This window comes from Amycolatopsis sp. NPDC051061, from assembly GCF_040682935.1.
Classification (GTDB): Bacteria; Actinomycetota; Actinomycetes; order Mycobacteriales; family Pseudonocardiaceae; genus Amycolatopsis.
Genome location: NZ_JBFBBZ010000068.1, coordinates 18,032 through 44,110, shown reverse-complemented (window position 1 = coordinate 44,110; position 26,079 = coordinate 18,032). Strand labels below are relative to the sequence as shown.

Genomic DNA, 26,079 nt, shown 5'->3' with positions numbered 1-26,079 from the left:
CGGCCAGCTCATCATACGAAGGACGGACACCTTCTCCCACAACAAGATCATCCCACAGTCACGCTCAAGTCCCGGAAATGGCCTGAACAGTTACCGATCAGGTGGAAGCGGCAACCCGGCAGCGGCACCGTCGCGTGGGAAGCCGTATCCCTAAAACTCAACCAAGAGAGGAAACACCCCGAGCCCGATCAATATCCGGCCCCCGATAGAGCCGCTCCGGAATCCGAGCCAAGGTGGAAGGATGAACCTGTGACCCCAAACCATAAAGCTTCTGAAAACTCATGATCAAAGGCCGCCAGGCATCAGGATCGATGCGGTCCGGACTCCCGGGAACCCGGACTTCCTCATGAACGAACACCCGCTGAACCCGAACCTCGATGGCAACGATCCCCCCACGCTGGGAAGGATCCTCATCGGCAACAGGATGCACAGCCTCGACAACAGCTTCCATCGCGACAGGACACTCGGCGACCCGAGGCGGAGAAACAGTCTCCGAAGCAACAGGAGTCAACCCCGCCCGCGAGAACTTGTCCGCGACGTGGAAATACCCGCGCGAAACCTTCCCGGGAGGAACCGGATCCGAACCCGTCGTCAACGCCAGCCGGTCGACGGCCGCGGCGAGCGCGTCCGATGGCAGGTTCAACACGCACTCTCGCGTGCGCAGGAGGTTCTGGGCGGTCTTGGAACGGGCGCCGAGTCCGAGCATCGCGCGCCAGCCCAACCAGAATGCCGAGGACATCGGGGCCAGGTTGGCCGAGCCGTCCTCGTTCTCGCTGGAGATCAGCACGACCGGGGTGCCGAAGTACAGGATGCCCGGCTCGATGGCCGTGTGCGCAAGGGTTTCCGTCTTCACACCCTCGATCCTGCCGCCCCCGCGTGACGAAGACTCGCGGGAATCGGCCGTCGCGATCACCGGCGTCACACCGGACACCGGTGATCGCGACGACGACTCAGTGGGTCAGCGCCCGCCGGGTCAGCACGCGCGCCAGGTGACGGCGGTACTCGGCCGTCGCGTGGGGCTCGTCGGGCGGCGAAGTTCCCTCGGCCGCCAAGGCAGCGGCGTCAGCGGCAGACGCCCCCGAGGAAAGTGCCGACTCCGTAGCCGTCGCCCGCAGCGGGACGCCGCCCATGTTCACCAGCCCGACCCGCCCGCCGACCACGGCGACCCCGACCATCGCCCAGTCGATCGCGCGGCGGGTGAACTTCTCGAAGCCCCACTCCTGACCGGTCTGCGCCGGCAGGCGGATCTCCGTCAGCAGCTCGTCCGGCTCCAGCGGCGTCGTGAACGGGCCGAGGAAGAACTCCGACGCCGGAATGCGCCGCTCCCCCGCCGGGCCGCGCGCCACCAGCACCGCGTCCGACGCCAGCACCGCCGCGGGCAGGTCCGCCGCGGAGTCGGCGTGCACCAGCGAACCGCCGATCGTGCCGCGGTGGCGGACCTGCCGGTCGCCGACCTCGCCGGATACGTGCGCCAGCAGCGGCGCGTGCTCCAGCAGCACCGGGTCCCTCGTGAGGTCGCTGTACCGGGACAACGCGCCGATCACGACGTCGTCGCCGTCGAGGCGGACGTAGCGCAGATCGTCGATCGGCCCGATGTCGATCAGGTACTCCGGCGCGGCCAGCCGCAGCTTCATCAGCGGCAGCAGGGAATGCCCGCCGGCGAGGACCTTCGCCTCGTCACCCAGGGACGCGAGCCGGGCCACCGCTTCCTCCACTGTGGACACTCGCTCGTAGCGGAACTCGGCGGGGATCACCGGTCCACCTCCTGCCCCGACGCGTCGATCACGGCGCTCACGATGTTGTGGTAACCGGTGCAGCGGCAGAGGTTCCCCTCGATCCCGGCCCGCACCTCGTCCCGCGTGGGCTTCGGGTTGTCGGCCAGCAGCGACACCGACGCCATGATCATCCCCGGTGTGCAGAACCCGCACTGCAGGCCGTGCTGCTCGCGGAACGCCCGCTGCACCGGGTGCAGCGAACCGTCCGAAGAGGACAGTCCCTCGACGGTCGTGACGGCGTGGCCGTCGGCCTGCGCGGCCAGCACCGTGCAGGACTTGACCGACTCGCCGTCGAGCAGCACCGTGCAGGCGCCGCAGGACGTCGTGTCGCAGCCGATGTTCGTGCCGGTCAGCCCGGCGGTGTCGCGCAGGAAGTGCACCAGCAGCGTCCGGTCCGGCACCTCCTCGGCCACCGGCCGTCCGTTGACCTCGATCGAAACCTTCACCGGGCGTTTTCCTTCCGAGCTGTGACATCCGGCGCTTCGCCCCGGGCCGGGGGCTCCGCCACCCGGACCCCCTGAAGGGCAGCCTGTTCCAATGCGGCCCAGACCCGGATCGGGGTCGTGGGCATGTCCAGGTGCTTGACGCCGCGCTCGGCCAGCGCGTCCACCACGGCGTTGTGCACCGCGGGCGTCGAGCCGATCGTCGCCGCTTCCCCGATCCCCTTGACGCCCAGCAGGTTCCGGTCGGTCGGGGTGGCCATGTCGACCAGCTCGAAGTCCGGCAGCTCGACGGCCGTGATGAACGAGTAGTCCGCCAGCGTCGCGGTCGTCGGGTTGCCGTCCTCGTCGTAGGTGACGACCTCCATCAGCGCCTGCGCGGCGCCCTGGCCGAGCCCGCCGTGGCGTTGCCCGCGGAAGGTCAGCGGGTTGACGATCGGGCCGGCGTCGTCGACGGCGACGATCCGGCGCAGCACGACCTTGCCGGTCTCGGTGTCGACCTCGACCACGGCGAGGTGCGCGCCGAACGGGAACGTCGGCTTGCCGCCGCCGAACCAGACGTCGGCGGTGAGCTTGCCGCCGGACGCCGTCTCGGCGACCTGCGCCCAGCTGAGCACGGTGCTCGACGGCGCGCCGCGGACCTGCCAGACGCCGCGCTCGGCGTCCAGCTCGAGGTCGTCCGGCGCGGCTTCGAGGAGTTCGGCGGCCAGTTCGCGGGCCTGCGCGATCACCTCGTCGGCGGCCTGCCGGATCGCCGAGCCGCCCAGCTGCAGCGACCGGGACCCGAACGTGCCGACGGCCTTGGGCACCTCGTCGGTGTCGCCGTGGCGGACGGTGATCTTCTCCAGCGGCACGCCGAGCTGGTCGGCCAGGAGCATCGCCAGCGACGTCCCGAGGCCCTGCCCGTGCGGTGAGCTGCCCGTCCAGGCGACGACCGAGCCGTCCGGGAAGAGGTCGACGCGGCCGCTCTCCCCGCCGGAGTCACCGCCGGTGATCTCGACGTACGCCGCGATCCCGAGGCCGAGCTCGATCGGGTCGCCGGCTTCCCGGCGCCGTTTCTGTTCGGCGCGCAGTTCGGCGTAGCCGGCGGCTTCGAGAGCCTTGTCCAGGGCCGCCGCGTACTCGCCCGTGTCGTAGGACGCGCCCGTCGGCGTCTGGTACGGGAACTCCTCGGGCCGGATGAAGTTGACCCGGCGGACCTCGGCCGGGTCCAGCCCGAGCTCGCCGGCGAAACGGTCCATCGCCCGCTCGAGCGCGGCCGTCGCCTCCGGGCGGCCCGCGCCGCGGTAGGCCGCGATCGGCGTCGTGTTCGTGACGACGGCGCGGCTGCGCGTCTCCACCTTCGGGAACCGGTACACGCCGACGGCCATGAGCTCGGTCAGCGTCGGCAGGAACAGCGTCCGCGGGTACGCGCCGGCGTCCTGGATGACGTCGAGGCGGTACGCGAGGACGGTGCCGTCGCGCTTGCCGCCGACGGTCACGGTGTTCTGCTGCGCGCGGCCGTGCGTCATCGAGGTGAGGTTCTCGCTGCGCGATTCGACCCAGCGGACCGGCCGCCCGATCTCCTTGGCGGCCCAGCCGAGAACGGTCGCTTCGGGGTCCGCGCCGATCTTCGCGCCGAACCCGCCGCCGACGTCCGGCGCGATGACGCGCACGTTCTCTTCGCCGACGCCCAGGCTCATGGCCACCTGCGTCCGGGCGATCTGGGCGTTCTGCGTGGAAAGCCAGACCGTCAGCCTGCCGTCCTCGCCCCAGGCGCACGACGCGCCGCGGACTTCCAGCGGCGCGGGGGCGACGCGCTGGTTGACGATGGTCGTCGAGACGACCACCTCGCACTCCGCGAAGATCCCGTCGTCGAACTCCTTCGTCCCGTTGACCTGCATGATGTTGCTGCCGGTCTCGGGGTACAGCAGCGTCTCGTCCGCCAGCGCCGCATCGATGCTCGCGACGGCGTCGAGGGGGTCGTAGTCGATGTCGACCAGCTCGGCCGCGTCGGCCAGCTGGTAGCGCTCCTCGGTGAGGACGAGCGCGACCGGCTCGCCGACGTAGCGCACCACGCCGTCGGCCAGCCACGGTTCCTTCACCGGCCCCGCGTCGTGCGGGTCGAGGCCGAGGTCGGCGGCGGTGAACACGCCGAGCACCCCCGGCGCCGCCTTCGCCTCGCTGACATCGATGCTTTCGATCCGCGCGTGCGCGACGGGACTGCGCACGAACACCGCATGCGCGGCGCCGGAAAGCGCTTCCTCCCGCAGATCGTCCACGTAGGTGCCGCCCGCGGTGATCAGGTTCTGATCCTCCTGGCGGACCACCCGGGTCCCGACAATGCTCATCTGGTCTCCTGCTCGCCGATACCCCGCCGATCATGCCCTGTTTTCAGGAGAACGCCAGCACCGCCGCGAGTCCCAGGCCGGCGATGCCGATCCCGATGCGCAACGGCGTCGCCGGCAGGTGGCGCACGAGCGTCGAGCCCAGCCACGCGCCGCCGAGGGAGCCGAGGCAGACGGCGAGGGCGGCCGGCCAGTCGACTTTGCCGGTGACGGCGAAGATGATCGCGGCGAGCAGGTTCGCCGAGCCGGTGACCAGGTTCTTCGCGGCGTTCGTCCGGGCGAGCGGCTGGTTCCACACGGAGACGAGCAGGGCGAGCATGAGCACGCCGGCCGCGGCGCCGAAGTAGCCGCCGTAGATGCCGATGAAGAAGGCGGCGACCGCGGTGGCCGGGCTCAGGCCGCGGTGCTCGGCGCCTTCGGCCAGCCGGCGCAGGCGCGGGCCCGCCATGAGGACGACCGAGGCGCCGCCGATCAGCCACGGCACGATCGCGGTGAAGGCGCCGGACGGCGTCAGGAGGAGGACGAGCCCGCCGCACGCGCCGCCGACGGTGGTGATGACGCAGAGCGGAACGATGCTGCGCCGCTGGCCGGCGAGCTCGGGCCGCGCCCCGGCGGCGCCCCCGGCGGTGGTGCCGAGCATGGCGACGGTGTTGGTGATGTTGGCGGTGACGGGCGGGAGCCCGGCGGCGAGGAGGGCCGGGTAGGAGACGAGCGAGGCCAGCCCGGCGATGGACCCCGTCAGGCCGGCGCCGACGCCGGCCAGGACGAGCAGGAGGAAGACGCCGGGGTCGGTGATCACGTTGTCATCTCAACACGGCTCGGGTGGGGGGCTGCGGTGAGATTGCTCCCACCGGCGCACGAGCGGCGGCCGCAAAGGTCTTGAATGAGTCATTCAGGTCTTCGGAGGTCCGGAAAGACTCATTCAAGACACCGCGAAGCGAGTGCGACCAATCCCCGACGGTATAGGTCGTTATACGAATTACCCAGGCCTTGTCCGAAACCGGACGGGATCCGGCGCCGGGCTTGCCCCCTCGGTGCGAGCCGTCCCAGAATCCGCGCTGACAAGGTTGTCATCGAGCGGAGACCGGACCATGGGTGAGTTGAACCGGCGGAAGGCCCTCCTGGGCGCGGGCGGCGTCGCGGCCATCCTGGCCTCGGGACTGGTGCCCGGCGTCGCCGCCGCGGCGGTGGACGGGGCGACCAGCAAGGCCCCCGATGGCCCGCCCGACCCCGTCGCCGCCACCTACCTGCGCGTCCTGCTGCGGCACACCCGGTGGGCCGAGCAGCAGTTCGACGCCGCGGCCGGGATCTACCCCGCGAAGGACTTCACCTTCGCCGTCGTCCTCGGCAACGCCCTCCTGCTGACCCGTCCCGGCTACGACGCCGTGACCGCCGGCATCGAAAAAGAACAGCTCAAAGCCCACACCCTCGCCACCATCAAGCACTTCGCCGCGTCGAACCTGCTCACCGGCGGCACCGAGTGGGGCCGGAAGCTGTTCTTCGACACCACCTTCCAGTCGTACTTCCTGCTCGCCGCGCGTCTCCTGTGGACGGACCTCGACGACGCCACGAAACAGCACGTCGAGCGCATCACGACCGAACAGGCCGCCTACACCACCGCCCTCGGCACCAAGGACGACCCGACCTCCGGCGGCTGGACACCGAACGGCCTGAAAGGCGGCTTCGTCGGCGACACCAAGCTGGAAGAGATGGGCGTCTACGCCCAATCGCTCGCCCCGGCGCTCGCGTGGGCACCAGGAGACACGAGAGCGAAGGACTGGCAGGCAGCCTTCGGCACCTGGAGCCGCAACGAAGGCGGGCTGCCGGCGGCCGATCTCGCCAACCCGCGGCTCGTCGACGGCGTCCCGATCAGCGCGAACACCGCCACCAACCTCTACGACGCCTTCCTCGTCGAGAACCACGGCTCCTTCGGCCCGCACTACCAGGAGGAGCTCTGGCGCACCTCCGGCCGCAACTCCATGCACTTCCTCGCGGCCGGCGCCCCGCTGCCCGAAGTCCTCACCGCGCAGCCGAACGGCGAGCTCCTCTGGCGCACCATGCTGCTCATGACCAGCGACGCCGGCGAGCCGCTGATGCCGATGGTCGCCGACCGCGAGCACCTCTACGGCCGCGACGTCATCCCGCTCGCCTTCCGCGCCCAGGTGCTCGGCGACCGCCACGCCGCCCGCGCCGAAGCCGACCTCGCCGCGCGGCTCGAGCCCTACCAGGCCTACGCGCCCGCCGACCGGATCACGAAGTTCTCCGGCGAACCGAAGTACGAGCCCGAAGCCCGCGCCGAGCTCGCCATCAGCTACCTGCTCCACGAGTGGCGCGCCCGGCACCACGGCCCCCTCACCCCGGCAAGCGCCCCCGAGTTCGACGCCCGCGCCGCCGGGGTCGCCGACTTCGGTGCCGCGCCCGGCCTCCTCGCCCACCGCTCCCCCGCCGCCTGGGCCGCGACCGTGACCAAGCCCGGCTTCGTCAAGTTCGCCTGGCAGCCGCACCACGACGACTGGCTGTTCGTGCTCGGCGGCGCCAACCCGATGCTGCTCCCGGCCACGAACATCGCCGTCAAAGAACGGCACGCCACCACCTACGAAAAGGTCCGGGACGGCTTCGACGGCACCGTCGGCGTCCTGCGCTTCGACGACGGGTACGCCGCGCTCGCGACGCTGCCCACCGGCGCCGCCGTCTACGCCAGCACCGGCGTCGCCGAGAGCGAAGGCGTCCTGAACGTCTACAACCTCACCATGCCCGGCGTCCCCGGCCTCGACGGCGACCGCACCTACACCGCCGCCGAAGGCAAGGTCACGCTCGAGGCGCAGGCCGCGCCCACCGGCGCCCGGACCGACGACCTGACGTTCGCCCCGGTCACCGCCCGGCACGTCCGCATGCTCGGCGTCCAGCCGGACCCGCAGTACGGCTATTCGCTCTGGGCCCTGGAAATCCGGGACGGCGACGGTCCCGACCTCGCGCGAGCCGGCACCGCGTCGGCGTCTTCGGCCAGCCCGGGCAAGGAAGCCAAGTACGCGAACGACGGCGACGCGGCCACCCGCTGGGCAGTGTCCACATCGGACCGGACACGAGCGGACAGCCGGCTCGCGATCGACCTCGGCGCGCCGCGGACGTTCGACCGCGTCAACCTGAGCTGGGAAGCGGCGGCGGGACGCAAGTACCGCATCGAAACGTCCCAGGACGGCGCGACCTGGACGCCCGCGGCGACCTACCCCGTGCCCGCGCTGCGCAGCACCGGCGGCTGGCTGGACATCGACGGCCGGGCCGGGATCCTCGTCGACAGCCCGAACCCGCTCACCGTCACCGGCGACCGCGTCACCCTCTCCGACGGGCCCGCCGCGCCCCTGCTCGCCGAGCTGTACCCGGCTCCCCGGAAGCCGGGACGCGCCCGGGTCACCACCGGCACCACCGCGGTCCGCGCGACCGTCACCGACGGCTTCCTCGTGCTGCTCAACCTTTCCGGCGCCGCGGCGAGCGGCACGGCGACCCTCCCGCAGGACGGCGGCGCGTACCGGCTGTACCACGGTGAGCAGATCCTCACCAAAACGGGCACCGAAGTCGCCTACGCGCTGGCCGCGGCGGAAGGCCGCATCGAACCCCCGCGGTTCACCGTGCGGGGCCCGGCCGGGCTGAAGGCGGTCGTGCGCGACGCGAGCCGGGTCGACCTGACGATGCCGTCCGGGTTCCTCCCGGTGCTCGTCACGGTGACGCCGGACGGCGGCCGGCCGCGGCCGGTGGTGCTGCCGCCGCGCCGGACCGTGCCGGTCGTCTTCGGCGACGTCCGCCCTTACCCGCTGGCCGACGCCGCGCTCGGCCGGACCACCTTCCCCGCGGAACCCCTGCCGCCCGGGATGTCGAGCCCCGCGGCGGCCGTCGACGACAATCCCGCGACGGCGTGGCGCCCCGGCCCGGACGGCCGGATGGTCGTCGATCTCGGGGCGGTGGCGGCGGTTTCCGCGGTCGAACTGGTCTGGACACCCGGACGCCGCCCCAAGGCGAGCATCGAAACCAGCGTCGACGGCCTCACCTACCAGGCGGCGAGCACCGGGCCGGCCCGGTACGTGGCGGTCCGGACGGCCTGGCGAAGCGGCGACGCGAGCCTCACGCGCGTTTCTGTCCGGACTTGATCGATCTCGCACCCCTCGCGGCGGGCCCCGGGGCGAGTACCTTGGCACCACAGGTCACGCCTGCCCGGGAGGACGGATGCGCGTCACGATCGCCGAGGTCGCCCGCCGCGCACGGGTGAGCAAGACGACCGTGTCGCGGGTGCTCAACAACAAGGCCGATGTGGACGCGGCGACCGCGATCCGCGTGCGCGAGGTGATCGCGGCGACCGGGTACATCCCGAGTGCCGGCGCGGTCGGGCTGGCCCGCGGCGTGACCCGCACGGTCGGGATGCTGGTGCCCGGGCTGACCTGGCCGTGGATGGGCGAGGTGCTGCAGGGCGTCGCCGACGTCGTGGAGGCCAAGGGCTACGGCCTGCTGCTGTCCACGGCCAACCGCGGCGCCGACTCCCTCGACGAGTTCTCCCGCCAGGTGGCGGCGAAGGCGTTCGACGGGTTGTTGCTCGTCGAGCCGCCGGACGCGGTGCGGCACCTGCGCGTGCTGCACGACTCCGGGCTGCCGGTGGTGGTGATCGACGACCGCGGCCGCCGTCCCGCGTTCCCGTCCGTGGGCACGGACAACCGGCAGGGCGGCGCGGCCGCGGGCCGCCACCTGCTCGAAACCGGCCGCACCCGGCTCGCCACCGTCACCGGGCCGCGCGACTTCGGCTGCACGAGCGACCGGCTCAACGGCTTCCGCGACGTGATCCGCGAAGCGGGACTGGTGCTGGACTCGAATCTGGTCATCGAAGGCGATTTCACGAGTGAAAGCGGAGAAGCGGCGATCCTCCAGCTCCTCGCCACCGGCCCGGAGTTCGACGCCGTCTTCGCCCACAACGACCTCACCGCGGCCGGCGTGCTGGCCGGGCTGCGCAGGGCCGGGCGGGTGGTGCCGGAGGACGTCGCCGTGGTCGGCTTCGACGACATCCCCCTGGCCGCCCACACCCAGCCGCCGCTGACGACGATCCGCCAGCCCCTGCGGCAGATGGGCGAGACGGCGGCCCGGCAGCTGCTCGCCCAGCTGGGTGGGGCACCCCGGCCGGACGAGCCGCTGATCGTCCCGACGTCCCTGGTGATCCGGGAGTCGACTCAGGAGACGGTCAGCGCCGCCGAGAGCGGGACGTTGCGCGAGGAATCACCGAGGTAGACGCGGTACTGGCCCGCGTTCGTCGTCCACGACCCGGTCCAGTGCGCGAGGTCCCGCGGGGTGAGCGGGAACGACACCTGCTGGCTCTGCCCCGGGTTGAGCTGCACCTTCTTGAATCCCTTCAGTTGCTTGGGCGGCTCGCCGTTGCCGGTGGGCTGACCGACGTAGAGCTGGACGACGTCGGCGCCCGCGCGGGTGCCGGTGTTGGTCACCGTCGCCGTCACGGTCGCGGTGCCGCCTCCGCCCTGGGGCGTGACGACCAGGTTCGAGAACCCGAACGTCGTGTACGACAGGCCATAGCCGAACGGGAACAGCGGCTCGATGTTCCGGCTGTCGTACCACCGGTACCCGACGTTGAGGCCTTCCGAGTACTCGATCCGGTCGTTGGCGCCCGGGAACTGCTGCACGTTCGCCGTGGGCAGGTCGGCGATCTGCTTCGGGAAGCTGACCGGCAGCTTGCCCGACGGGTTGACGTCGCCGTAGAGCAGCGACGCGAGCGCGTTGCCGTTCTCCTGCCCCGGGTACCAGCCCTCGATGACCGCGGCGGCCTTCGCCAGCCACGGCATCGTCACGGCCGACCCGGTGTTGAGGACGACGATCGTGCGCGGGTTGGCCGAGGCGACCGCGTCGATCAGGTCGTTCTGCTGGTTCTGCAGGTCGATCGTGTCGAGGTCCTGGGTTTCGGACTCGCCGTAGCTGGCGAACACGATCGCGACGTCGGCCGTACGCGCCTGCGCGACCGCACCCGCGATGTTCGGCGTCTGCACGTGCTCCCCCGCGCCGTCCACATAGGACACCGTGACACCGGAGCCGGCCCGCGCCTTGATGCCGTTGATCGGGTTCACCGACGCCGGCGACGGGTTGACCTTGGCGCTGCCGCCGCCGATGTTCTGCGGGTCGATCCCGTCGCCGCCGGAGAGCGCGATCGATTTCGTCGAAGCGGTCAGCGGCAGGACACCGGTGTTCTTCAGCAGCACCGACCCGGCCGCCGCGACGTCCCGCGCGGTGGCGACGTTCGCCGCGTTGGTCACCACGGAAGCGGGCGTGCCCCGCCGGGCCCGGTCGAAGACCCCGAACCTGAACATCTGCGTCAGCACCCGCCGGACCATGTCGTCGACGCGCGCCTGCGTGACTTCGCCGCGCGAGACGGCGTCGAGCAGGCCCTGGCCGAAGAACGCGCCGCCGGGCATCTCCATGTCCAGGCCGCCGTTGGCCAGCTGCCGCGGGCCGCCGGTCGCCGAACCCCAGTCGGAGCCGACGAACCCGCCCCAGTTCGCGTCCTGCTTGATCGCCGTGGTGAGCACACCGCTGCTCTGGCACGCCGGGACGCCGTTGATCTGGTTGTAGGCGCACATCATCGACGCGACCTGGCCCTGGCTCGCCACCTGCTGGAACGCCGGCAGGTACAGCTCGTGCAGGGTCCGGTCGTCGATGATGACGTTGTCCGACGGCGTGCCGCGCGACGCCCCGGCCTCGACGTTGTAGGCGGCCGCGTGCTTGGCCTGCGCCATCACGCCCTGGCTCTGGATGCCCTGGATCGTCGCGGTCCCGGCCGCCCCGGCGAGGTACGGGTCCTCGGCGTAGGTCTCGAAGTTGCGGCCCCACCGGGGGTCGCGGACCAAGTTGATCGTCGGGCCGAGGGCGATGTCGACGCCCTTGCCCGCGAACTCGGCGCCCATCGCGGTGCCGTACCGGTTCAGCAGGCCGGTGTCCCAGGTCGCCGCGGCCGACACCGGCGCCGGGAACTGGGTGACGCCGTCGAGGCCGTCCCCGACGCCGGCCGGCCCGTCCTGCAGGCCGAGCGCCGGGATGCACAGCTCCGGCACGGCGTCGGTGTTGCCGATGTAGGGCCCGGTCGCGCCGTTGCCGTGCAGCACCTTGATCTTCTGCTGCGCGGTCATCACCGCCATCAACTGGTTCACGCGGTCGGCGACCGGCGCGGCGGATCCCACCCACGGGCAGCCACCGGGGTTGGTGGGTGTGGTCGTCGGCGGGGCGCTGTCGCTGGTGTGCACCGCGAACTCCCACAGCGAGACGCCCCACTGGGTCGCCCTGGCCGTGGCGTTGAGCCGGACGTACCGGGCGGTCCCCGACACGGCCGGGTGCTCGGTGCCGCCCGCGCCGGTCACGGTCGCCGCCGTCGTCCACGACGAACCGTTGGCGGACAGCTGGATCGTGTACGCACTCGCGTACGCGGCTTCCCACGTCAGGTCGACGCCGCAGACCGGCCGTAAGCTGCCCAGGTCGACCTGGATCCACTGCGGATCGGCGGCCAGGCTCGACCAGCGCGTCCCGGCGTCGCCGTCGAAGGCCGCGGACACCGGGAACGCGTCCGACTGGACGCTGGACGCCGACGACGGCTGCCGCAGGGCCGCGTTCGCGCTGCCGCACGCCTGCGCCGAACCGTCGCCGAAGACCTGGAACTCCCACAGCGACACGCCCCACTGGGTGGCGCGCTGGGTCGTCGTCAACCGGACGTACCGACCGGTGCCGGACACCGGCAGCGTCTGCGTGCCGCCGGTGCCCGTCGCCGTCGAGTACACAGTGGACCACTGACTGCCGTCGGCGGACGCCTGGATCGTGAACGCCTTCGCGTAGGCCGGCTCCCATTGCAGGACGACCTGGTTCAGCGTGTGCGACGAACCGAGGTCGGCCTGCAGCGTCTGCGGGTCGGCCGCCAGGCTCGACCACCGGGTGCCCGGGTCGCCGTCGACCGCCGCCGAGGCGGGGAAGGCGGCGTTCTCGGTGGAGGACGCGGTCACCGCGTGGCCCTGCGAGAGCAGGGCCGGCGCGGCTTGCGCGGTGAACAGCGGCGCGGTGAGCAGTCCGGCGGCCACCACCGCGCCCGTGACGAGCGCGAGCCGCCGCCTCACTGGTAGACCCGCACGTAGTCGATCACCATGTCCTGCGGGAGCACGGTCCCGGCCCCCGGCGGCCCGGGGAAGTCCCCGCCGATGGCGTTGTTGAGGATCAGGAAGAACGGGTGGTCGTAGACCCACGGCCCCCGCGTGCTCTCGACGGTGGCGCGGTCGATCGTCTCGAACGCGTTGCCGTCGACGGAGAAGGTCATGTGGTTCGCGTCCCAGTCGAGGCCGAACTTGTGGAAGCCGGCGGAGACGTCCTGACCGAGGTCGAGGGGCGCGCCGATACCACCGGCGCCGTTGTACGCGGGCGCGTGGATGGTCGAGTAGGCCAGGTTCGGCGACTTCCCGACGTGCTCCATGATGTCGATCTCACCGCAGTTCGGCCACGGCGTGCCGCTGAAGAAGTTGGCGCCCAGCAACCAGAACGCGGGCCAGAGCCCCTGCGTGCCGGACACCTTGATGTTGGCCTCGACGTGGCCGTAGGTGAAGCTGAACTTGCCCGCGGTGTTGATCCGGCCGGAGGTGTACTGGCAGGTGCCGCTGCCGCTGATCGGGTCGACCGGGCACGCCGAGCCGGGCGTCGCCTCGCGGCGGAGCTGGATGACGAGGTTGCCGCGGCCGTCCTGCTTGGCGTTGTTGTTGTTCGTGTAGTACTCGAGCTCGTTGTTGACGCCCGGGCCGGTCTCGGCGGTCCACTTGCTCGCGTCCGGGCCGGCGCCCGAACCTCCGTTGAACTCGTCGCTCCAGACCAGCGTGCCCGGGAAGTGCGGGGCCGGCGGCGCGGGCGGCGGGGTGGTCGGGTTGCCGCCGGTGCCGTAGACGTCGAAGCCCCACAGCGAGTAACCGTAGCCGTTCGACCGCGCGGTGCCGTACATCCGGACGTACCGGCCGCTGCCGTTGACGGTCAGCGTCTCCTTGAAGCCCTTGCCGGTCGTGGTCGAATACAGCGAGGTCCAATTCGCGTTGTCGTTCGACACCTGGAGCTGGTACGCCACGGCGTAGGCCGGGTCCCACTGCAGGACGACCTGGTGCACGGCCGCGACCGCGCCGAGGTCGACGGTGATCCAGCCGGGGTCGACCCAGCCGGTGGTCGCGCTGGTCGCCCAGCGCGTGGCCGGGTCGTGGTCGAACGCCTTCGCCGGCAGGCAGCCGGGGCACGCGCCGTCGTCCTGGGAGGAGGACGCCGTGCCGGACTTGCCGTAGGAGAGCAGGACGTCGCCGGGCTGGGTCGTTCCGCCGCCGCCGTAGACCTGGAACTCCCAGAGCGAGTAGCCGTACTGCGTCGCGCGCTGGGTGCCGGTCAGCCGGACGTACCGGCCGCTGCCGGTGACGTTCAGCGTCTGCGTGCCACCGGTCGCGGTGGTGGTCGAGTACAGCGACGTCCAGGTGGCGCCGTCGGTGGACGCCTGGAGCGTGAACGCCTTGGCGTAGGCGGCTTCCCAGTTCAGCACGACCTGGGACAGCTGCTGGGTGGCGCCGAGGTCGACCTGCAGCGTCTGCGGGTCGCCGAACGCGCTGGACCAGCGCGTCCCGGGGTCGCCGTCGACCGCGGCGGAAGCCGGGAAGGCGGCGGACTCGGCCGAGGACGCCGTCACCGGACGGCCTTGGGAGAGCAGGACGGGAGCGGCCTGGGCGACCGGTGCGGTGAGCAGGGCGGCCAGGGTCAGGACGAGGACGGCGAGAACCCGGGTTCTCGGCATGCGGCGTTGCATGGGGCACCTCCACGGCGAACCGGCGCCGGGACGGCCTTGCCCCGGCGCGGATCGGCTCACGTGGTCCTCGGCGCGGGTGTGGGTCCCGCCCGTCGGCACGCTCTTAGTTCAGGATATAAATAAAGAGCCGTAAAATGTCAACGGCGTTGCGCCGGACGGTCGCGGACCACCCCCGGCACTGGTCCGGGAGAACGAATCCGCGCCGGAGCCTTGACTCCGCCGACACGCGCGCTGTTAACTTCGAACCGCCGGTCGGAACCGGTTCCGTGACCGCCACCCGGGATCGTTCCGCCGCGACACGCACCTCTTCGGGCTGACCGGTTCGCGCCGTCGCACCCGCCTCGGCACCGCTCCACCGGCTCACGGCGCCGGGGCGATGAGGCGGCCGCGAACCCGTCGCACCACCCGACGCCGACGCGAGCTGTGGGGCTCGCCCGGTCCGCCGCCGCCCGGCACCGCCGCGCGGTCCCCTCCTGGCGTCTCCCCTCGATCAGCAGGCAGGCAGATGAGATCAACGACGTTCTCCCCCGCACACCGCCTTCTCGTCCTCGCGACCACCCTCGTCACCGCGGTCACCACCGCCGTGGCGGTCGGCTCCGCACCGGCCCAGGCCGCCGCGTGCGGCAGCACGAACCTCGCGCAGGGCCGCACCGCGACCGCGTCCTCGGCCGAGAACGGCGGCACCCTCGCGTCCGCCGCGGTCGACGGCAACTCCGGGACGCGCTGGTCCAGCGCGTTCAGCGACCCGCAGTGGCTGCAGGTCGACCTGGGTTCAGCGCAGCAGCTGTGCGACGTGGTGCTCACCTGGGAAGCCGCGTACGCGAAAGCGTTCACCGTCCAGCTCTCGAGCAACGGCACGAGCTGGACCGACGCGTACGCGACGACCACCTCGACCGGCGGCACGCAGACCGTGCCCGTCACCGGCACGGCCCGCTACCTGCGGATCAACGGCACCCAGCGGGCCACCGGCTACGGCTACTCCCTCTGGGAGGTCGCCGTGCACGGCACCGGCGGCGGGACGACCATCCCGCCGACCGACCCGCGCAACCCGGACCTCGGGCCGAACGTGTCGGTCTTCGACCCGTCGACCCCGGCCGCCACGATCCAGAACCGGCTGACCCAGCTGGCGAACCAGCAGCACACCAACCAGTTCGGCAACGAGCGCTACGCCGTGCTGTTCAAGCCCGGGAACTACACCGCCGACGTCAACCTCGGCTTCTACGAGCAGGTGGCGGGCCTCGGCCTCTCCCCTGACGACGTCAACCTCAACGGGCACGTGCGCGTCGAGGCGGACTGGCTGCAGCAGGGCGACAACCCGGCCAACAAGGGCAACGCGACGCAGAACTTCTGGCGCTCGGCCGAGAACCTCTCGGTGACGCTGCCCGCCGGGCAGGTCGAACGCTGGGCCGTCGCGCAGGCCGCGCCCTACCGACGGATGCACCTCAAGGGCAGCCAGATCCAGCTGTGGAACGGCGGTGACGGCTGGGCCAGCGGTGGCCTGATCGCCGACAGCAAGATCGACGGCGTCGCCGTTTCCGGTTCACAGCAGCAGTTCCTCACCCGCAACAGCGAGCTCGGCGGCTGGCAGGGCGGCGTGTGGAACATGGTGTTCGTCGGCTCGACCGGCACCCCGCCGGCGTCGTTCCCGAACCCGCCCGAGACGGTCGTCGGCCAGACGCCGGTGATCCGCGAGAAGCCGTTCCTCTACGTCGACGGTTCGGGCAGCTACAACGTGTTCGTCCCGGCGTTGCGGCAGAACTCCTCGGGCACCAGCTGGGGCCACGGCGCCCCGGCCGGGCAGTCGATCTCGCTCAGCGAGTTCTACGTCGCGCACCCGTCCGACTCGGCCGCGACGCTCAACGCCGCCCTGGCCGCGGGCAAGAACCTCCTGGTCACGCCCGGCGTCTACCACCTCGACCAGGCGCTGAACGTCACGCGCCCGGACACCGTGGTGCTCGGCCTCGGCCTGGCGACGCTGCAGCCGACCAACGGCACCGCGGCGATCACGACGTCCGATGTGGACGGCGTCAAGATCGCCGGGCTGCTGATCGACGCCGGTGCGGTCAACTCGCCGGTGCTCGTGCAGGTCGGCCAGCCGGGTTCGAACGCCGGCCACGCGGCCGACCCGACGTCGCTGCACGACGTGTTCTTCCGGATCGGCGGCGCCGCCGTCGGGAAGGCCACGCAGACGCTGGTGGTCAACTCGAGCAACGTCATCGGCGACCACATGTGGCTGTGGCGCGGCGACCACTCGAACGGCGTCGGCTGGAACGTCAACACCGCGGCGAACGGCCTGGTGGTGAACGGCGCGAACGTAACGATGTACGGCCTGTTCGTCGAGCACTACCAGCAGTACGAGGTGCTCTGGAACGGCAACGGCGGGCGGACGTACTTCTTCCAGAACGAGATGCCGTACGACCCGCCGGACCAGGGCTCCTGGTCCAGCGGCGGCGGCCGGCAGGGCTGGGCGGCGTACAAGGTGGCCGACTCGGTGACCAGCCACGAAGGCTGGGGACTGGGCAGCTACTGCTTCTTCCAGACCAACCCGTCCATGGTGGCCAGTCACTCGTTCGAGGTGCCGAACAACGGCGGGGTCCGGTTCCACAACCTGGTCTCGGTGTCGCTCGGCGGCGTGGGCACGATCGCCCACGTCATCAACGACACCGGGGACCCGGCGAACACGGCCCACCAGGTGAGCCCGCTGGTCAGCTACCCGTGACCGGAGCTTTCACGTGACAGCAGCGCGCTGCAGGGCCTGGCGGATCTCCGTCGGGTCCTGCAGTACCGCGGCGACGTACGCGTCCGGGCGGACCAGCCAGGCTTCGCCCGGGCGCGCACCCAGCGCGCCGCCCACCGGAATCTCCACCGAGCGCATCCCGGCGGCGTCGACACCCGGCGTGGTCAGCAGCAGGAACCCCTGCCTGGCGAGGTCGCGCAACCGTCCACTCGCGACGGTCACGTCGGGCAGCAGGATCCCGGGGCCCGGCGGCGGCACCGCTCCGCGCGGCGGGCGTCCCGCGAACGGCCGTCCCGGATCGGGCGTGGTCAACGGCGAATCCGCGTACCAGAACGGTTCGGCGAGCCGGCCCGAGTCGACCTGTTCGCAGGCGGCCGGGTCGTGCGCCGCGCGCGTGAGGACGTCCAGGCGGCGCCGGTGCTGCTCGTCGTCCTGGGGCACCAGGAAGTCCATCGTGGCCGTGGTGACGGCCGCGTTCTCCACCGCCGCGGCGTGCCGCTCGGTGTGGTAGCTCTCCAGCAGGTCCTCCCCCGCTTCGCCGCGCAGGACGCGGGCGAGCTTCCACGCGGCGTTCTCCGCGTCGGCGACCCCGGAGTTGAGGCCGCGCGCCCCGAACGGCGCGACGAGGTGCGCGCAGTCCCCGGCGAGCAGGACCCGGCCGGCGCGCATCCGCGGGACCAGGCGCGTGTGGAAGCGGTACACCGAGCGCCAGACGACCTCGTAGGGGGCCGAGCCGATGATCGCCCGGATCCGCGCTTCCATCGCCCCGCCCGACTCCTCGGCCGCGAGGTCGTAGTCCGCCGGGACCTGCCAGTCGATGCGGAACTGCGAGTCCGGGCACGGGTGGATGAGCACCTGGCGGCCCGGGTTCCACGGCGGGTCGAAGTAGAACCGGCGCTCGGCCGCCCAGCCGGGCAGGTCGGCGCGGATGTCGCAGATCAGGAACAGGTCCCGGAAGGACACCCCGTCGAGACGCTGCCCGAGCGCCCGCCGCACGGCGTCGCCGCGGGAGCCGGTGCAGGCGATGGCGTAGTCGGCCTCGATCCGGCGCGGCCCGTCCGCCGTGTCGCACTCGACCACCACCCGCCCGGGCTGGGTCAGCGCCCGGACGCGGTGGCCGCGCCGGACGTCGATCAGCGGCTGCGCGGCGATCAGCTCGTCCAGGACCTCCTCGACGCGGGCCTGGGAGAGGTTGACGAACGGCGGCAGCGCCGAGCCGCCGTCGGGCAGCTTCAGCGAGAACAGCTCGGTGTCGCGGTGGAACGTCCGCGCGGTCGTCCAGGTGAGGCCCTCCTCGGCGAGGTGGCCCGCGCCGAGCGACGCCCAGACGTCCACTGTGTCCCGTTGCTGGCAGATGGCCTTGGACCCCACGGGGTCGCGCACCTCGTGCTCGTCGACGAGCACCACGGGTACGCCCCAGCGCGCGAGCAGCAGCGCGGCCGTCTGGCCGACCGGGCCGCTGCCGAGCACCACGACGCTCATCCTTGCAGCTGGTCCCAGACTTCGCGGTCGCGTTCGGCGGTCCACACCACCGGCCGTTCGATGCCGCCCAGCTCGTCCCACAGCCGTGAGACGTCGAAGGGCAGGCAGTGCTCGAAGATCGGCCACTGGCCGTACTGGTCGACGAGCGCCGCGTGCGTACGTTCGAAGGCGTCCTTCAGCGTGCCGCCGGCGTCACGGGCCGCGCCGACCTCGCGGATCATCGTGTCGAGGAAGTGCCGGGTCTGCGCGATGGCGGCTTCGACCGCCTGCGCCCCGCGGCTCACGCCGCCGCGGCCACCGATCAGCGTCTCGGCCCCGAAGGCGCCGACGCGGTCCAAAGTGGACGTTGCCCATTCGCGGTGGAACGCGTCGCCGGTGTAGAGCGCGGCTTCGGCTTCCACGAGGTCGCCGGCGTACAGGATCTTCTGCCGCGGCAGCCAGGCGACGATGTCGCCTTCGGTGTGGCCGCGGCCGCAGTACTGCAGGACAAGGTCGCCGCGGTCGCCGCCGAGGTCGAGGGTGAGCCGGTCGGAGAAGGTCAGCGTCGGCCACGTCAGGCCGGGCACCGAGTCCGCGCCCTTCGCCAGCCGCGGCATCCGGCCGAACTCGCTCGCCCAGTCCTCCTTGCCGCGCTCGGCGACGAGGGCCCGGGTGTTCTCGTGCGCGACGATGACCTCGGCGTCGAACGCGGACGCGCCGAGCACGCGCACCGCGTGGTAGTGGCTCAGCACCAGGTAGCGCACGGGTTTGTCGGTGTGTTCCCGCAGTTTCGCGAGCCATTCGCCCGCGGCGACCGGCGTGGCCAGCGCCTCGAAGCAGACGAGGAATTCCTCGCCCTCGATGGCACCGATGTTGGGATCGCCCTCGGCGGTCAACGCGTAGACGCCGTCGTCCAGGACTTCGAGGGTTTGCGCTTTCTCCGCCAGGTCGGCCGAAGAGGCGAAGGCTTTCTTCGTCACGGCGAGCGCTCCTTCTGATCGTCAAAGGTTTGACTATCTCGCCGGTCACACTAACCCGCTCGGACGGCGCGCGGAACCCCTTCGCCTAATCTGGGGCGCATGACCGATCGGCCGGCCGAAGACCTCGACTACCTCTCGTTCGTCGACTACGCGATCGGGAAGGCGAAGGCGGAGCTGCCGGACACGGACCCCGTCGCGATGCGCCTCGGCCTCACGCTGCACCGGCTGGCGGGCGCGCTGGTCTACGACTGGGAGTCGACGGTGCACCGGCCGCGCGGACTGAGCTGGGGCGGGTTCCGGGTGCTGTTCGTGCTGTGGCTGGCCGGTCCCCTGGAGTCCCGCCACGCGGCGCGCTTGGCCGGCATGAGCCGCGCGGCGGTCTCGGCGCTGGTCAAAACCTTGGAGCGAGACGGCCTGGTGACGCGCACGCAGGTTCCGGAGGACCGCCGGGCCGTCCGGCTGGCGCTGACGGAGGCGGGCCACGACGCGGTGACGGACGCGTACCAGGCGCACAACACGCGCGAGCAGGCGTGGGCGGCGTCGCTGACGGCGTCGGAACAGACGGTCCTGATCGGACTGCTCGAGAAGCTGACCACGAGCCCGGCGGCCGCGGCGGCCCAGCGGCTGGCTTAGCTGGCCAGCCCGGGCAGGGTGTGCCCGGTCTGCTCGGCTTTCGCGCGGAGGTACCGGACGTTGTTCTCGGTGGCGAAGACCCCGGTCGGAACCTGCTCGCGCACGATGATCCCGGCCTTGCGCAGCTGCGCGGCCTTGTCGGGGCTGTTCGACAGCAGGTCCGCTTCGCTCACCCCGAGCGCCTCGAGCATCTGCGCGGCGACGGTGTAGTCGCGGGCGTCCTCGGGCAGGCCGAGCGCGGCGTTGGCGGCGTAGGTGTCGAGCCCCTGGTCTTGCAGGGCGTAAGCGTCGAGCTTGTTGTAAAGGCCGATCCCCCGGCCTTCCTGGCGCAGGTAGAGCAGGTAGCCGCCGGTCGCGGAGATCCGCTCGACGGCCTCGGCCAGCTGAGGACCGCAATCGCAGCGCGCGGACCCGAAAACGTCCCCGGTGAGGCATTCGGAGTGCGGCCGCACGAGCGGCACATCCCCGGGGGTGCCGAGCACGAAGGCGAGGTGCTCACCCCCGTCGGCGAGGCCCCGGAAGGTGACGGCCTCGGCCTCGACCGCGACGCCGCCGTCGAGCCGCAGCGGGATCCGGACCCGCGTCCGCACCTCGGCCGTCATGCTTGCTCCCCTCGGATCGCCCACGTGATCGACCCTACCGGAAGTTCAAATTCGAACATCGTCTTCGCGCCGAACATCACTGGAGCCAACACCGGTGGATCACGAGATCTTCCCGATCGGCTCCGAACGGCGCAGACCCTCGAACTGGCGGCGGGGGCTCGACGCCGTGCTGCGCAGCGTGCTCGTCGCGCTCGGGCCGAAGGTCGCCGCCGAAACGGCCTGAGGGCCCGGCGCGCCGGGCCCTCAGGCACCCCTCACAGCCGCTCGGCCGCCAGCCGCGTGCCCTCGACCCGCGCCCGGATCTTCGCGAACGCGATGTCGCGCGAGGTCGACGTGTCGTCCGCGAACGGCGAGAACCCGCAGTCGTCGCACGTGCCGAGCCGGTCGGCGGGCAGGTACTTCGCCGCCGCGAGCACGCGGTCGCGCACGTCCTCCGCCGTCTCCACCCGGGGGTCGATCGGGTCGATCACGCCGACGAAGATCCGCTGGTCCGCCTTCAGGTTTTCGGAGATCACCCCGAGCGCCCGGTCCGGGTCGGCTTCGCTGGCCAGCTGGACGTAGAAGTTCCCCGCCTTCAGCTCGAACAGCGTCGGCAGCAGGCCCGCGTAGTCGACGTCGAGGCTGTGCACCGAGTCCTGGTCGCCGCCGGGGCAGGTGTGGACGCCGATCTTCGCGCGCTCCTCGGTCGTGAACCTCTCGAGCACCGCGTTGTTGAGATCGACGAACTGGCGCAGCAGCCCGCCGGACGGGTCGAGCTTCAGCGACAGCCGCGCCTCGGTGAAGTCGATCTGGACGCTGTGCGCCCCGGCGTCGAGGCTGCGCCGGATGTCTGCTTCGGCCTCGTTCACCAGGTCGGCGACGAACTGCTCCCGCGGGTACCCGTCGATGCCGTCGCCCGGGTAGATCAGGGAGATCGCGGACGCGGCGATCACGGCCTGTTTGACCGGCTTGCCCGTGAGCGCCTTCGCGCGCGTCAGGTACGAGTCCGCGTGCGTCGCGTAGCGGAACGGGCCCGCGGTCAGCCGCGGCAGCTGCCGGGTGTGCCCGTCGGCGAACGGGATGACGACGCCGTCGGGCGCCAGCGAGGTCAGCCCGGCCAGCGGGTACGTCGCGAAGCTCGGCTTGCCCTGCTCGCCGTCGGACACGACCGGCGAACCGGTCTCTTCGAACCGGCTGATCGTGTCGGCCAGCGCCCGGCTCTCCAGCTCGGCGAGCGCGGCGGCGTCGATCTGTCCGGTGGCGAAGGCGCCGAGCCCCTCGACGAGGTAGCCGGGGCGCGGAATGCTGCCGATCGGTTCGGTGGGCAGGGTCATCGAGTCCTCCGCTGCTTGAAGGTCCTGACCGGCCTCGACCGGCGCGGGGCCGGCCTCACCGGCCTCGTGCTCGACGAACGTAGCGTGATCCAGAGCGGTCACCGAGCGCAGATCACCCGGTCGGAGCAGCAAAAAGCGCAAAATGAGCAGGCGTTCGGCGGTTAACCAGGAGGACGATGGGGTATTCGCTTTGGCGATACGGCGGGTTCGGCGCCGAAGGAGTACCCCGATGCTCAGTCACCACGATCGCACCGAGCTCGAGAAGATCGAGCGGAACCTCGAGTTCAGCGACCCCGACCTGGCCACCGCGCTACGCGACGGACGGCGCCCGAAGTCGCGTGCGCTCCGCAGCGCCCTGCTGATCGCCGTCGACGTCGTCGCCGTGACCCTGCTGGTCCTCGGACTGGTCCTGCCCGACCCCGGGGTCACCCTCTGCGGGATCCTCGCCCTGACCGGCACCGTCTGGACCCACGTGGCGCGGCACCGGATCTGAGGTTCCGGTGCAGACTGGACCCGTGAAATGGGTCCTGCACGTCGATCTCGACCAGTTCATCGCCGCGGTCGAGATCGCCCGCCGGCCGGAGCTGCGCGGAAAGCCCGTGGTCGTCGGCGGCAACGGTGACCCCACCGAACGCGCCGTCGTCGCGACCGCGTCCTACGAGGCCCGCGAGTTCGGGATCCAGTCCGGCATGCCGCTGCGGATCGCCGCCCGGCGCTGCCCGGACGCCGTCTTCCTGCCCAGTGACCCGCCGGCCTACCTCGAGGTGTCCGAGCACGTGATGGCCGCGGTGCGGGAGCTCCCGGTCGTCGTGGAGGTGCTGGGCTGGGACGAGGCGTTCGTCGGCGCCGAGACCGACGACCCGGAGGCGCTGGCGGCGTCGATCAAGGAGGCCGTGGCGCGCGAAACCGGGCTGTCGTGCGCGGTCGGGATCGGCGACAACAAGCTGCGGGCCAAGCTCGCCACCGGGTTCGGCAAGCCGGGCGGGATCTTCCGGCTGACACGGGAGAACTGGTGGGACGTCATGGCCGCGCGCCCGACCGACGCGCTGTGGGGCATCGGCGGCAAGACGGCGAAGAAGCTCGCCGAGCTGGGCATCGCCACGGTCCTCGACCTGGCCGGCGCCGACCCGGCGGAGCTCGCCGCGCGGTTCGGCCCGAAGACCGGCCCGTGGCTGCGCCTGCTCGGCGGCGGCATCAGCGACGCGGAGGTGAGCGCGACGCCGTACGTGGCCCGCTCCCGCAGCCGCGAGACGACGTTCCAGCGCGACCTCACGGACCCGGCGGAGATGGCGGCGGAGGTGTCGGCCCTGGCGAAGCGCGTGGGACAGGACGTCCTCGACGAAGGCCGGCCGGCCGCCCGGGTCGCGGTGAAGGTGCGGTTCGTGCCGTTCCTGACCCACACGCACAGCGTCACCCTGCCCGAGCCGACGTCGGAAGCCGACGAGATCGACCGCGCGGCGCAGGAGGTGCTGGGGATGTTCGAGCTGACCCGCGCGGTGCGCCTGCTCGGCGTGCGGGCGGAGTTCCCGCGGGAGGACTAGAGCCCGTCCGGCAGCGGCAACGGCCGGTCCGGGTCCAGTTCGACCCCGCCCGCCCGGAGCGTGTGGTCCAGCATCGCCCAGATCGTGCCGCTCAGCTGGCCGGTCAGCTGCCCGAGGCTCAGCGTGCCCGGGTGGTCGAGCCAGCGGGTCGTCGCCGATTCGACGTAGCCGACCAGGCCGAACGCGATCGTGTCCGCCGGGGCCGGGTCCAGGCCGAACGCCGTCAGGTAGCCGGTGAACAGGCGGCTGAGGTGACGGGCGATCGTGCCGCGGACGTCCGTGCGGCCCTCCGGCGTGCCCGGCAGCGTGCGGACGAGGTACCGGTGCAGCTGGGCGTGCTCGGTCAGCCAGCGCAGGTGGGTCGAGATCGCCGCCGCGATCATCTCGTTCGGCGAGCCCGATGGGTGCCAGAGCGGGTGCAGCTCGGCCGTCACCAGCTCGGCCGCGCGCTCGGCGATCGCTCGCTGGAGGTCGGCCGCGCCGTCGAAGTGCTTGTACAGGCGGGTCCTCGCGACGCCGGCGCGCTCGGCGATCTGCTCGGTCGAGACGTCCGGGCCGTGCTCGGCGATCGCTTCCAGGGCCGCGTCGACGAACTCCGCGCGTCGCCGCTCCTGCTGGCCCGCCCAGCGCGCCGCCCGCCCGTCGACCTTGGTCACGGCGAAAGCCTACTCACGGCCCCCGAGCGGGTGTACGCTCCCGAAGTATCTAGTACAGCGTGTACCCCCTACTTTCGGAGGCCGCCATGGGCGTCGAGGCCCAGGACCGGGACGTGACCGCGGCTCGCCTGCTCAAGAGCTCCGCGAAGAACTCCTACGACCCGTACGTCGACATCGACTGGAGCGCGCCGCTCGCCGAAGGCAAGGCGTACATGCCGCTGGAGCGCGTCTCTCTCTACGGCACCGACCTCTGGGCAAAGCTGACGCCGGCGCAGCGGATCGAGCTGTCCAAGCACGAGATCGCCAGCATCATGAGCGTCGGCCTCTGGTTCGAGATCGTCCTGATGCAACTGCTCGCGCGATACGTCTTCGACCTCGACGCGCGCACCGAGCACGCGCAGTACGCCATGACCGAGATCGGCGACGAAACCCGGCACTCGGTGATGTTCGCCCGCACCGCCGACCGCCTCGGCGTGCCGCGCTACGGCGTCCCGAAGGTCGTGCACCGCGCCGCGAAGGTGTTCGGCGCGACCGCCGCCGGGCCGTCGATGTTCGCCAGCGTGCTGGTCGCCGAGGAGACCACCGACCGGCTGCAGCGGTCGATGATGGACGACGACGGCATCCAGCCGCTGATCCGCTCGGTCAACCGCATCCACGTCGTCGAGGAGGCCCGGCACGTCCGGTTCGCCAAGGAGGAGGTGCTGCGGGAGACGCCGAAGCTGTCGAAGGCGGCGCTGCAGCGGCACCGGCTGCGGACCGCGCTCGTCGCGTTCGGCGTGATCGACAGCATGGTCGACCCGCGGGTCTACCGCAGCGTCGGGATCGACGCACGCGAAGGCCGGGCCGCGGCGCTCGCGAACCCGCACTTCCACGAGACGCGCCGTTGGATGGCCGGGAAGATCGTGCCGTTCCTGCGCGAAGCGGGCCTGATCGGCGGCCGGTCCGAGGGCATTTGGCGGCGCGCGCACCTGATTTGAGCAGGCCGGGCAAATTTGCCTTCCCGGTAGAGCCCGGACTGCGCCAGGATTCCCCGGTGACCAAGGGTTTCTCGCAGGAATTTCCGCTCCCGCCCGCACCCGGGCAGCAGACGAGCCGCCGGTGCCGCCGGTGCCGCAGCCCGTACCGCGCCGCCCGCTGACCGGCCGGCCCGTCGTCGTCGGCCTCATCGGCGTGTTCGTCGGCGCGTTCCTGGTCGGCGTGCCGTGGCTGGTGCTGAGCCTGTTCGGCGACGCGCCGAGCGGCTGGCCGGGATCGTCGACGAGGCGTGGGCGACACTGAGCAAGTGATCACCATCCGCGGCGCCCGCGCCGACGACGAAGCCGTGCTGGCGAAGCTCGACGAGCGCACCTGGACCACGACGATGTCCCCCGCTCCCCCGCCCCCGCCCGGCACCCCGTTCTTCGACGACGGGACCCACCCCGAGGACGTCCTCGTCGCCGAGCACGACGGCGTGGTCGCCGGCTACGTCCGCCTCGGCGCGGGGTTCGCCATCCCCGCCCACGACCACGTACGGGTGATCGGCGGCCTCGCCGTCGACCCGGACCGGCGCCGGCTCGGCATCGCCGGGCAGCTCGTCCACGCCGCGGTGGCCGAGGCGCGGCGCCGCGGCGCGCGCAAGGTGACGTTGCGCGTGCTGGGTCACAACACCGCCGCCCGGCGGGTCTACGAAGGCTGCGGATTCGTCGTGGAAGGCGTGCTGCGCGCGGAATTCCACGTCGACGGCACGGACGTCGACGACGTCCTCATGGCGCGCTCGCTCGCTTGACAGCTTCC

Annotated in this window: 23 protein-coding genes; 11 read left to right on the top strand and 12 right to left on the bottom strand. The window is 71.7% G+C overall.

The window, feature by feature from the left end; translation table 11 throughout:
* Positions 1-157: 157 nt before the first annotated feature.
* From AB0N03_RS47220 to AB0N03_RS47200, 5 genes are all read right to left on the bottom strand, one after another.
* Positions 158-853 (bottom strand): flavin reductase family protein, encoded by a 696-nt coding sequence (locus tag AB0N03_RS47220; protein ID WP_364387159.1) that lies wholly within the window; start codon positions 851-853, stop codon positions 158-160.
* A gap of 97 nt (positions 854-950) precedes the next feature.
* Entirely contained in the window at positions 951-1,754 is an 804-nt protein-coding gene (locus AB0N03_RS47215; RefSeq protein ID WP_364387157.1) for a xanthine dehydrogenase family protein subunit M, read from the bottom strand.
* Positions 1,751-2,221: a (2Fe-2S)-binding protein gene (locus AB0N03_RS47210; RefSeq protein WP_364387155.1), complete on the bottom strand. Its 471-nt coding sequence runs from the start codon at positions 2,219-2,221 to the stop codon at positions 1,751-1,753. The genes AB0N03_RS47215 and AB0N03_RS47210 overlap by 4 nt, the downstream gene beginning before the upstream one ends.
* Entirely contained in the window at positions 2,218-4,545 is a 2,328-nt protein-coding gene (locus tag AB0N03_RS47205; RefSeq protein ID WP_364387153.1) for a xanthine dehydrogenase family protein molybdopterin-binding subunit, read from the bottom strand. The genes AB0N03_RS47210 and AB0N03_RS47205 overlap by 4 nt, the downstream gene beginning before the upstream one ends.
* A gap of 43 nt (positions 4,546-4,588) precedes the next feature.
* A complete protein-coding gene (locus tag AB0N03_RS47200) occupies positions 4,589-5,341 on the bottom strand; it encodes a sulfite exporter TauE/SafE family protein (RefSeq protein WP_364387151.1) in 753 nt (250 codons plus the stop codon).
* Positions 5,342-5,633: 292 nt separating this feature from the next.
* Between AB0N03_RS47200 and AB0N03_RS47195 the strand changes: the two genes are divergently transcribed.
* Positions 5,634-8,684 (top strand): discoidin domain-containing protein, encoded by a 3,051-nt coding sequence (locus AB0N03_RS47195; protein WP_364387149.1) that lies wholly within the window; start codon positions 5,634-5,636, stop codon positions 8,682-8,684.
* A gap of 76 nt (positions 8,685-8,760) precedes the next feature.
* Complete coding sequence (locus tag AB0N03_RS47190) at positions 8,761-9,807, top strand: LacI family DNA-binding transcriptional regulator (RefSeq protein ID WP_364387147.1); 1,047 nt, start codon at positions 8,761-8,763, stop codon at positions 9,805-9,807.
* Here AB0N03_RS47190 and AB0N03_RS47185 read toward each other — a convergent pair.
* Both AB0N03_RS47185 and AB0N03_RS47180 read right to left on the bottom strand, forming a co-directional pair.
* Positions 9,750-12,680, bottom strand: a complete 2,931-nt coding sequence (locus tag AB0N03_RS47185; protein ID WP_364387145.1) for a glycoside hydrolase family 3 C-terminal domain-containing protein — start codon at positions 12,678-12,680, stop codon at positions 9,750-9,752. The genes AB0N03_RS47190 and AB0N03_RS47185 overlap by 58 nt on opposite strands.
* Complete coding sequence (locus AB0N03_RS47180) at positions 12,677-14,371, bottom strand: discoidin domain-containing protein (protein ID WP_364387143.1); 1,695 nt, start codon at positions 14,369-14,371, stop codon at positions 12,677-12,679. The genes AB0N03_RS47185 and AB0N03_RS47180 overlap by 4 nt, the downstream gene beginning before the upstream one ends.
* 517 nt (positions 14,372-14,888) lie before the next feature.
* Here AB0N03_RS47180 and AB0N03_RS47175 point away from each other — a divergent pair.
* Positions 14,889-17,102 (top strand): discoidin domain-containing protein, encoded by a 2,214-nt coding sequence (locus tag AB0N03_RS47175; protein ID WP_364387141.1) that lies wholly within the window; start codon positions 14,889-14,891, stop codon positions 17,100-17,102.
* A 9-nt stretch (positions 17,103-17,111) separates the two neighbouring features.
* Here AB0N03_RS47175 and AB0N03_RS47170 read toward each other — a convergent pair whose 3' ends face one another.
* On the bottom strand, positions 17,112-18,602 hold the full coding sequence (locus AB0N03_RS47170; RefSeq protein WP_364387139.1) for an FAD-dependent monooxygenase: 1,491 nt from the start codon (positions 18,600-18,602) through the stop codon (positions 17,112-17,114).
* Positions 18,599-19,561 (bottom strand): MBL fold metallo-hydrolase, encoded by a 963-nt coding sequence (locus AB0N03_RS47165; RefSeq protein ID WP_364387137.1) that lies wholly within the window; start codon positions 19,559-19,561, stop codon positions 18,599-18,601. The genes AB0N03_RS47170 and AB0N03_RS47165 overlap by 4 nt, the downstream gene beginning before the upstream one ends.
* Before the next feature lie 99 nt (positions 19,562-19,660).
* Here AB0N03_RS47165 and AB0N03_RS47160 point away from each other — a divergent pair, with 99 nt between their 5' ends.
* Complete coding sequence (locus AB0N03_RS47160) at positions 19,661-20,194, top strand: MarR family transcriptional regulator (protein ID WP_364387135.1); 534 nt, start codon at positions 19,661-19,663, stop codon at positions 20,192-20,194.
* Here AB0N03_RS47160 and ribA read toward each other — a convergent pair.
* The gene (ribA, locus tag AB0N03_RS47155; protein ID WP_364387133.1) at positions 20,191-20,796 is read right to left on the bottom strand and encodes a GTP cyclohydrolase II; all 606 of its coding nucleotides are present in this window, start codon (positions 20,794-20,796) and stop codon (positions 20,191-20,193) included. The two genes, AB0N03_RS47160 and ribA, sit on opposite strands and share 4 nt — an antisense overlap.
* Positions 20,797-20,890: 94 nt before the next feature.
* On the opposite strand from ribA, the gene AB0N03_RS47150 reads away from it, so the two are divergent.
* A complete protein-coding gene (locus AB0N03_RS47150) occupies positions 20,891-21,019 on the top strand; it encodes a hypothetical protein (RefSeq protein ID WP_364387131.1) in 129 nt (42 codons plus the stop codon).
* Between the two features lie 31 nt (positions 21,020-21,050).
* Here AB0N03_RS47150 and AB0N03_RS47145 read toward each other — a convergent pair whose 3' ends face one another.
* On the bottom strand, positions 21,051-22,109 hold the full coding sequence (locus AB0N03_RS47145; protein ID WP_364387129.1) for a cobalamin-independent methionine synthase II family protein: 1,059 nt from the start codon (positions 22,107-22,109) through the stop codon (positions 21,051-21,053).
* Between the two features lie 15 nt (positions 22,110-22,124).
* Between AB0N03_RS47145 and AB0N03_RS47140 the strand changes: the two genes are divergently transcribed.
* The 3 genes from AB0N03_RS47140 to AB0N03_RS47130 all read left to right on the top strand — a co-directional run bounded on the left by AB0N03_RS47140 (position 22,125) and on the right by AB0N03_RS47130 (position 23,650).
* Positions 22,125-22,274, top strand: coding sequence for a hypothetical protein (locus tag AB0N03_RS47140; protein WP_364387127.1), 150 nt, complete (start codon positions 22,125-22,127; stop codon positions 22,272-22,274).
* Positions 22,275-22,338: 64 nt separating this feature from the next.
* Complete coding sequence (locus AB0N03_RS47135) at positions 22,339-22,602, top strand: DUF3040 domain-containing protein (protein ID WP_364387125.1); 264 nt, start codon at positions 22,339-22,341, stop codon at positions 22,600-22,602.
* A 22-nt stretch (positions 22,603-22,624) separates the two neighbouring features.
* Positions 22,625-23,650, top strand: a complete 1,026-nt coding sequence (locus AB0N03_RS47130) for a DNA polymerase IV (protein WP_364387123.1) — start codon at positions 22,625-22,627, stop codon at positions 23,648-23,650.
* Here AB0N03_RS47130 and AB0N03_RS47125 read toward each other — a convergent pair.
* The gene (locus AB0N03_RS47125) at positions 23,647-24,306 is read right to left on the bottom strand and encodes a TetR/AcrR family transcriptional regulator (protein WP_364387121.1); all 660 of its coding nucleotides are present in this window, start codon (positions 24,304-24,306) and stop codon (positions 23,647-23,649) included. The two genes, AB0N03_RS47130 and AB0N03_RS47125, sit on opposite strands and share 4 nt — an antisense overlap.
* Before the next feature lie 86 nt (positions 24,307-24,392).
* On the opposite strand from AB0N03_RS47125, the gene AB0N03_RS47120 reads away from it, so the two are divergent.
* The 3 genes from AB0N03_RS47120 to AB0N03_RS47110 all read left to right on the top strand — a co-directional run bounded on the left by AB0N03_RS47120 (position 24,393) and on the right by AB0N03_RS47110 (position 26,071).
* On the top strand, positions 24,393-25,283 hold the full coding sequence (locus AB0N03_RS47120; protein ID WP_364387119.1) for a diiron oxygenase: 891 nt from the start codon (positions 24,393-24,395) through the stop codon (positions 25,281-25,283).
* Positions 25,284-25,413: 130 nt separating this feature from the next.
* Positions 25,414-25,584: a hypothetical protein gene (locus AB0N03_RS47115; RefSeq protein WP_364387117.1), complete on the top strand. Its 171-nt coding sequence runs from the start codon at positions 25,414-25,416 to the stop codon at positions 25,582-25,584.
* Between the two features lie 4 nt (positions 25,585-25,588).
* The gene (locus AB0N03_RS47110) at positions 25,589-26,071 is read left to right on the top strand and encodes a GNAT family N-acetyltransferase (protein WP_364387115.1); all 483 of its coding nucleotides are present in this window, start codon (positions 25,589-25,591) and stop codon (positions 26,069-26,071) included.
* Positions 26,072-26,079 lie beyond the last annotated feature (8 nt).

Bases quoted from the DNA above. Each gene is read 5' to 3' on its own strand.
- AB0N03_RS47205 (WP_364387153.1), bottom strand. From the start codon at position 4,545: ATGAGCATTGTCGGGACCCGGGTGGTCCGCCAGGAGGATCAGAACCTG.
- AB0N03_RS47195 (WP_364387149.1), top strand. From the start codon at position 5,634: ATGGGTGAGTTGAACCGGCGGAAGGCCCTCCTGGGCGCGGGCGGCGTC.
- AB0N03_RS47190 (WP_364387147.1), top strand. From the start codon at position 8,761: ATGCGCGTCACGATCGCCGAGGTCGCCCGCCGCGCACGGGTGAGCAAG.
- AB0N03_RS47180 (WP_364387143.1), bottom strand. From the start codon at position 14,371: ATGCCGAGAACCCGGGTTCTCGCCGTCCTCGTCCTGACCCTGGCCGCC.
- AB0N03_RS47175 (WP_364387141.1), top strand. From the start codon at position 14,889: ATGAGATCAACGACGTTCTCCCCCGCACACCGCCTTCTCGTCCTCGCG.
- AB0N03_RS47170 (WP_364387139.1), bottom strand. From the start codon at position 18,602: ATGAGCGTCGTGGTGCTCGGCAGCGGCCCGGTCGGCCAGACGGCCGCG.
- AB0N03_RS47160 (WP_364387135.1), top strand. From the start codon at position 19,661: ATGACCGATCGGCCGGCCGAAGACCTCGACTACCTCTCGTTCGTCGAC.
- ribA (WP_364387133.1), bottom strand. From the start codon at position 20,796: ATGACGGCCGAGGTGCGGACGCGGGTCCGGATCCCGCTGCGGCTCGAC.
- AB0N03_RS47145 (WP_364387129.1), bottom strand. From the start codon at position 22,109: ATGACCCTGCCCACCGAACCGATCGGCAGCATTCCGCGCCCCGGCTAC.
- AB0N03_RS47135 (WP_364387125.1), top strand. From the start codon at position 22,339: ATGCTCAGTCACCACGATCGCACCGAGCTCGAGAAGATCGAGCGGAAC.
- AB0N03_RS47120 (WP_364387119.1), top strand. From the start codon at position 24,393: ATGGGCGTCGAGGCCCAGGACCGGGACGTGACCGCGGCTCGCCTGCTC.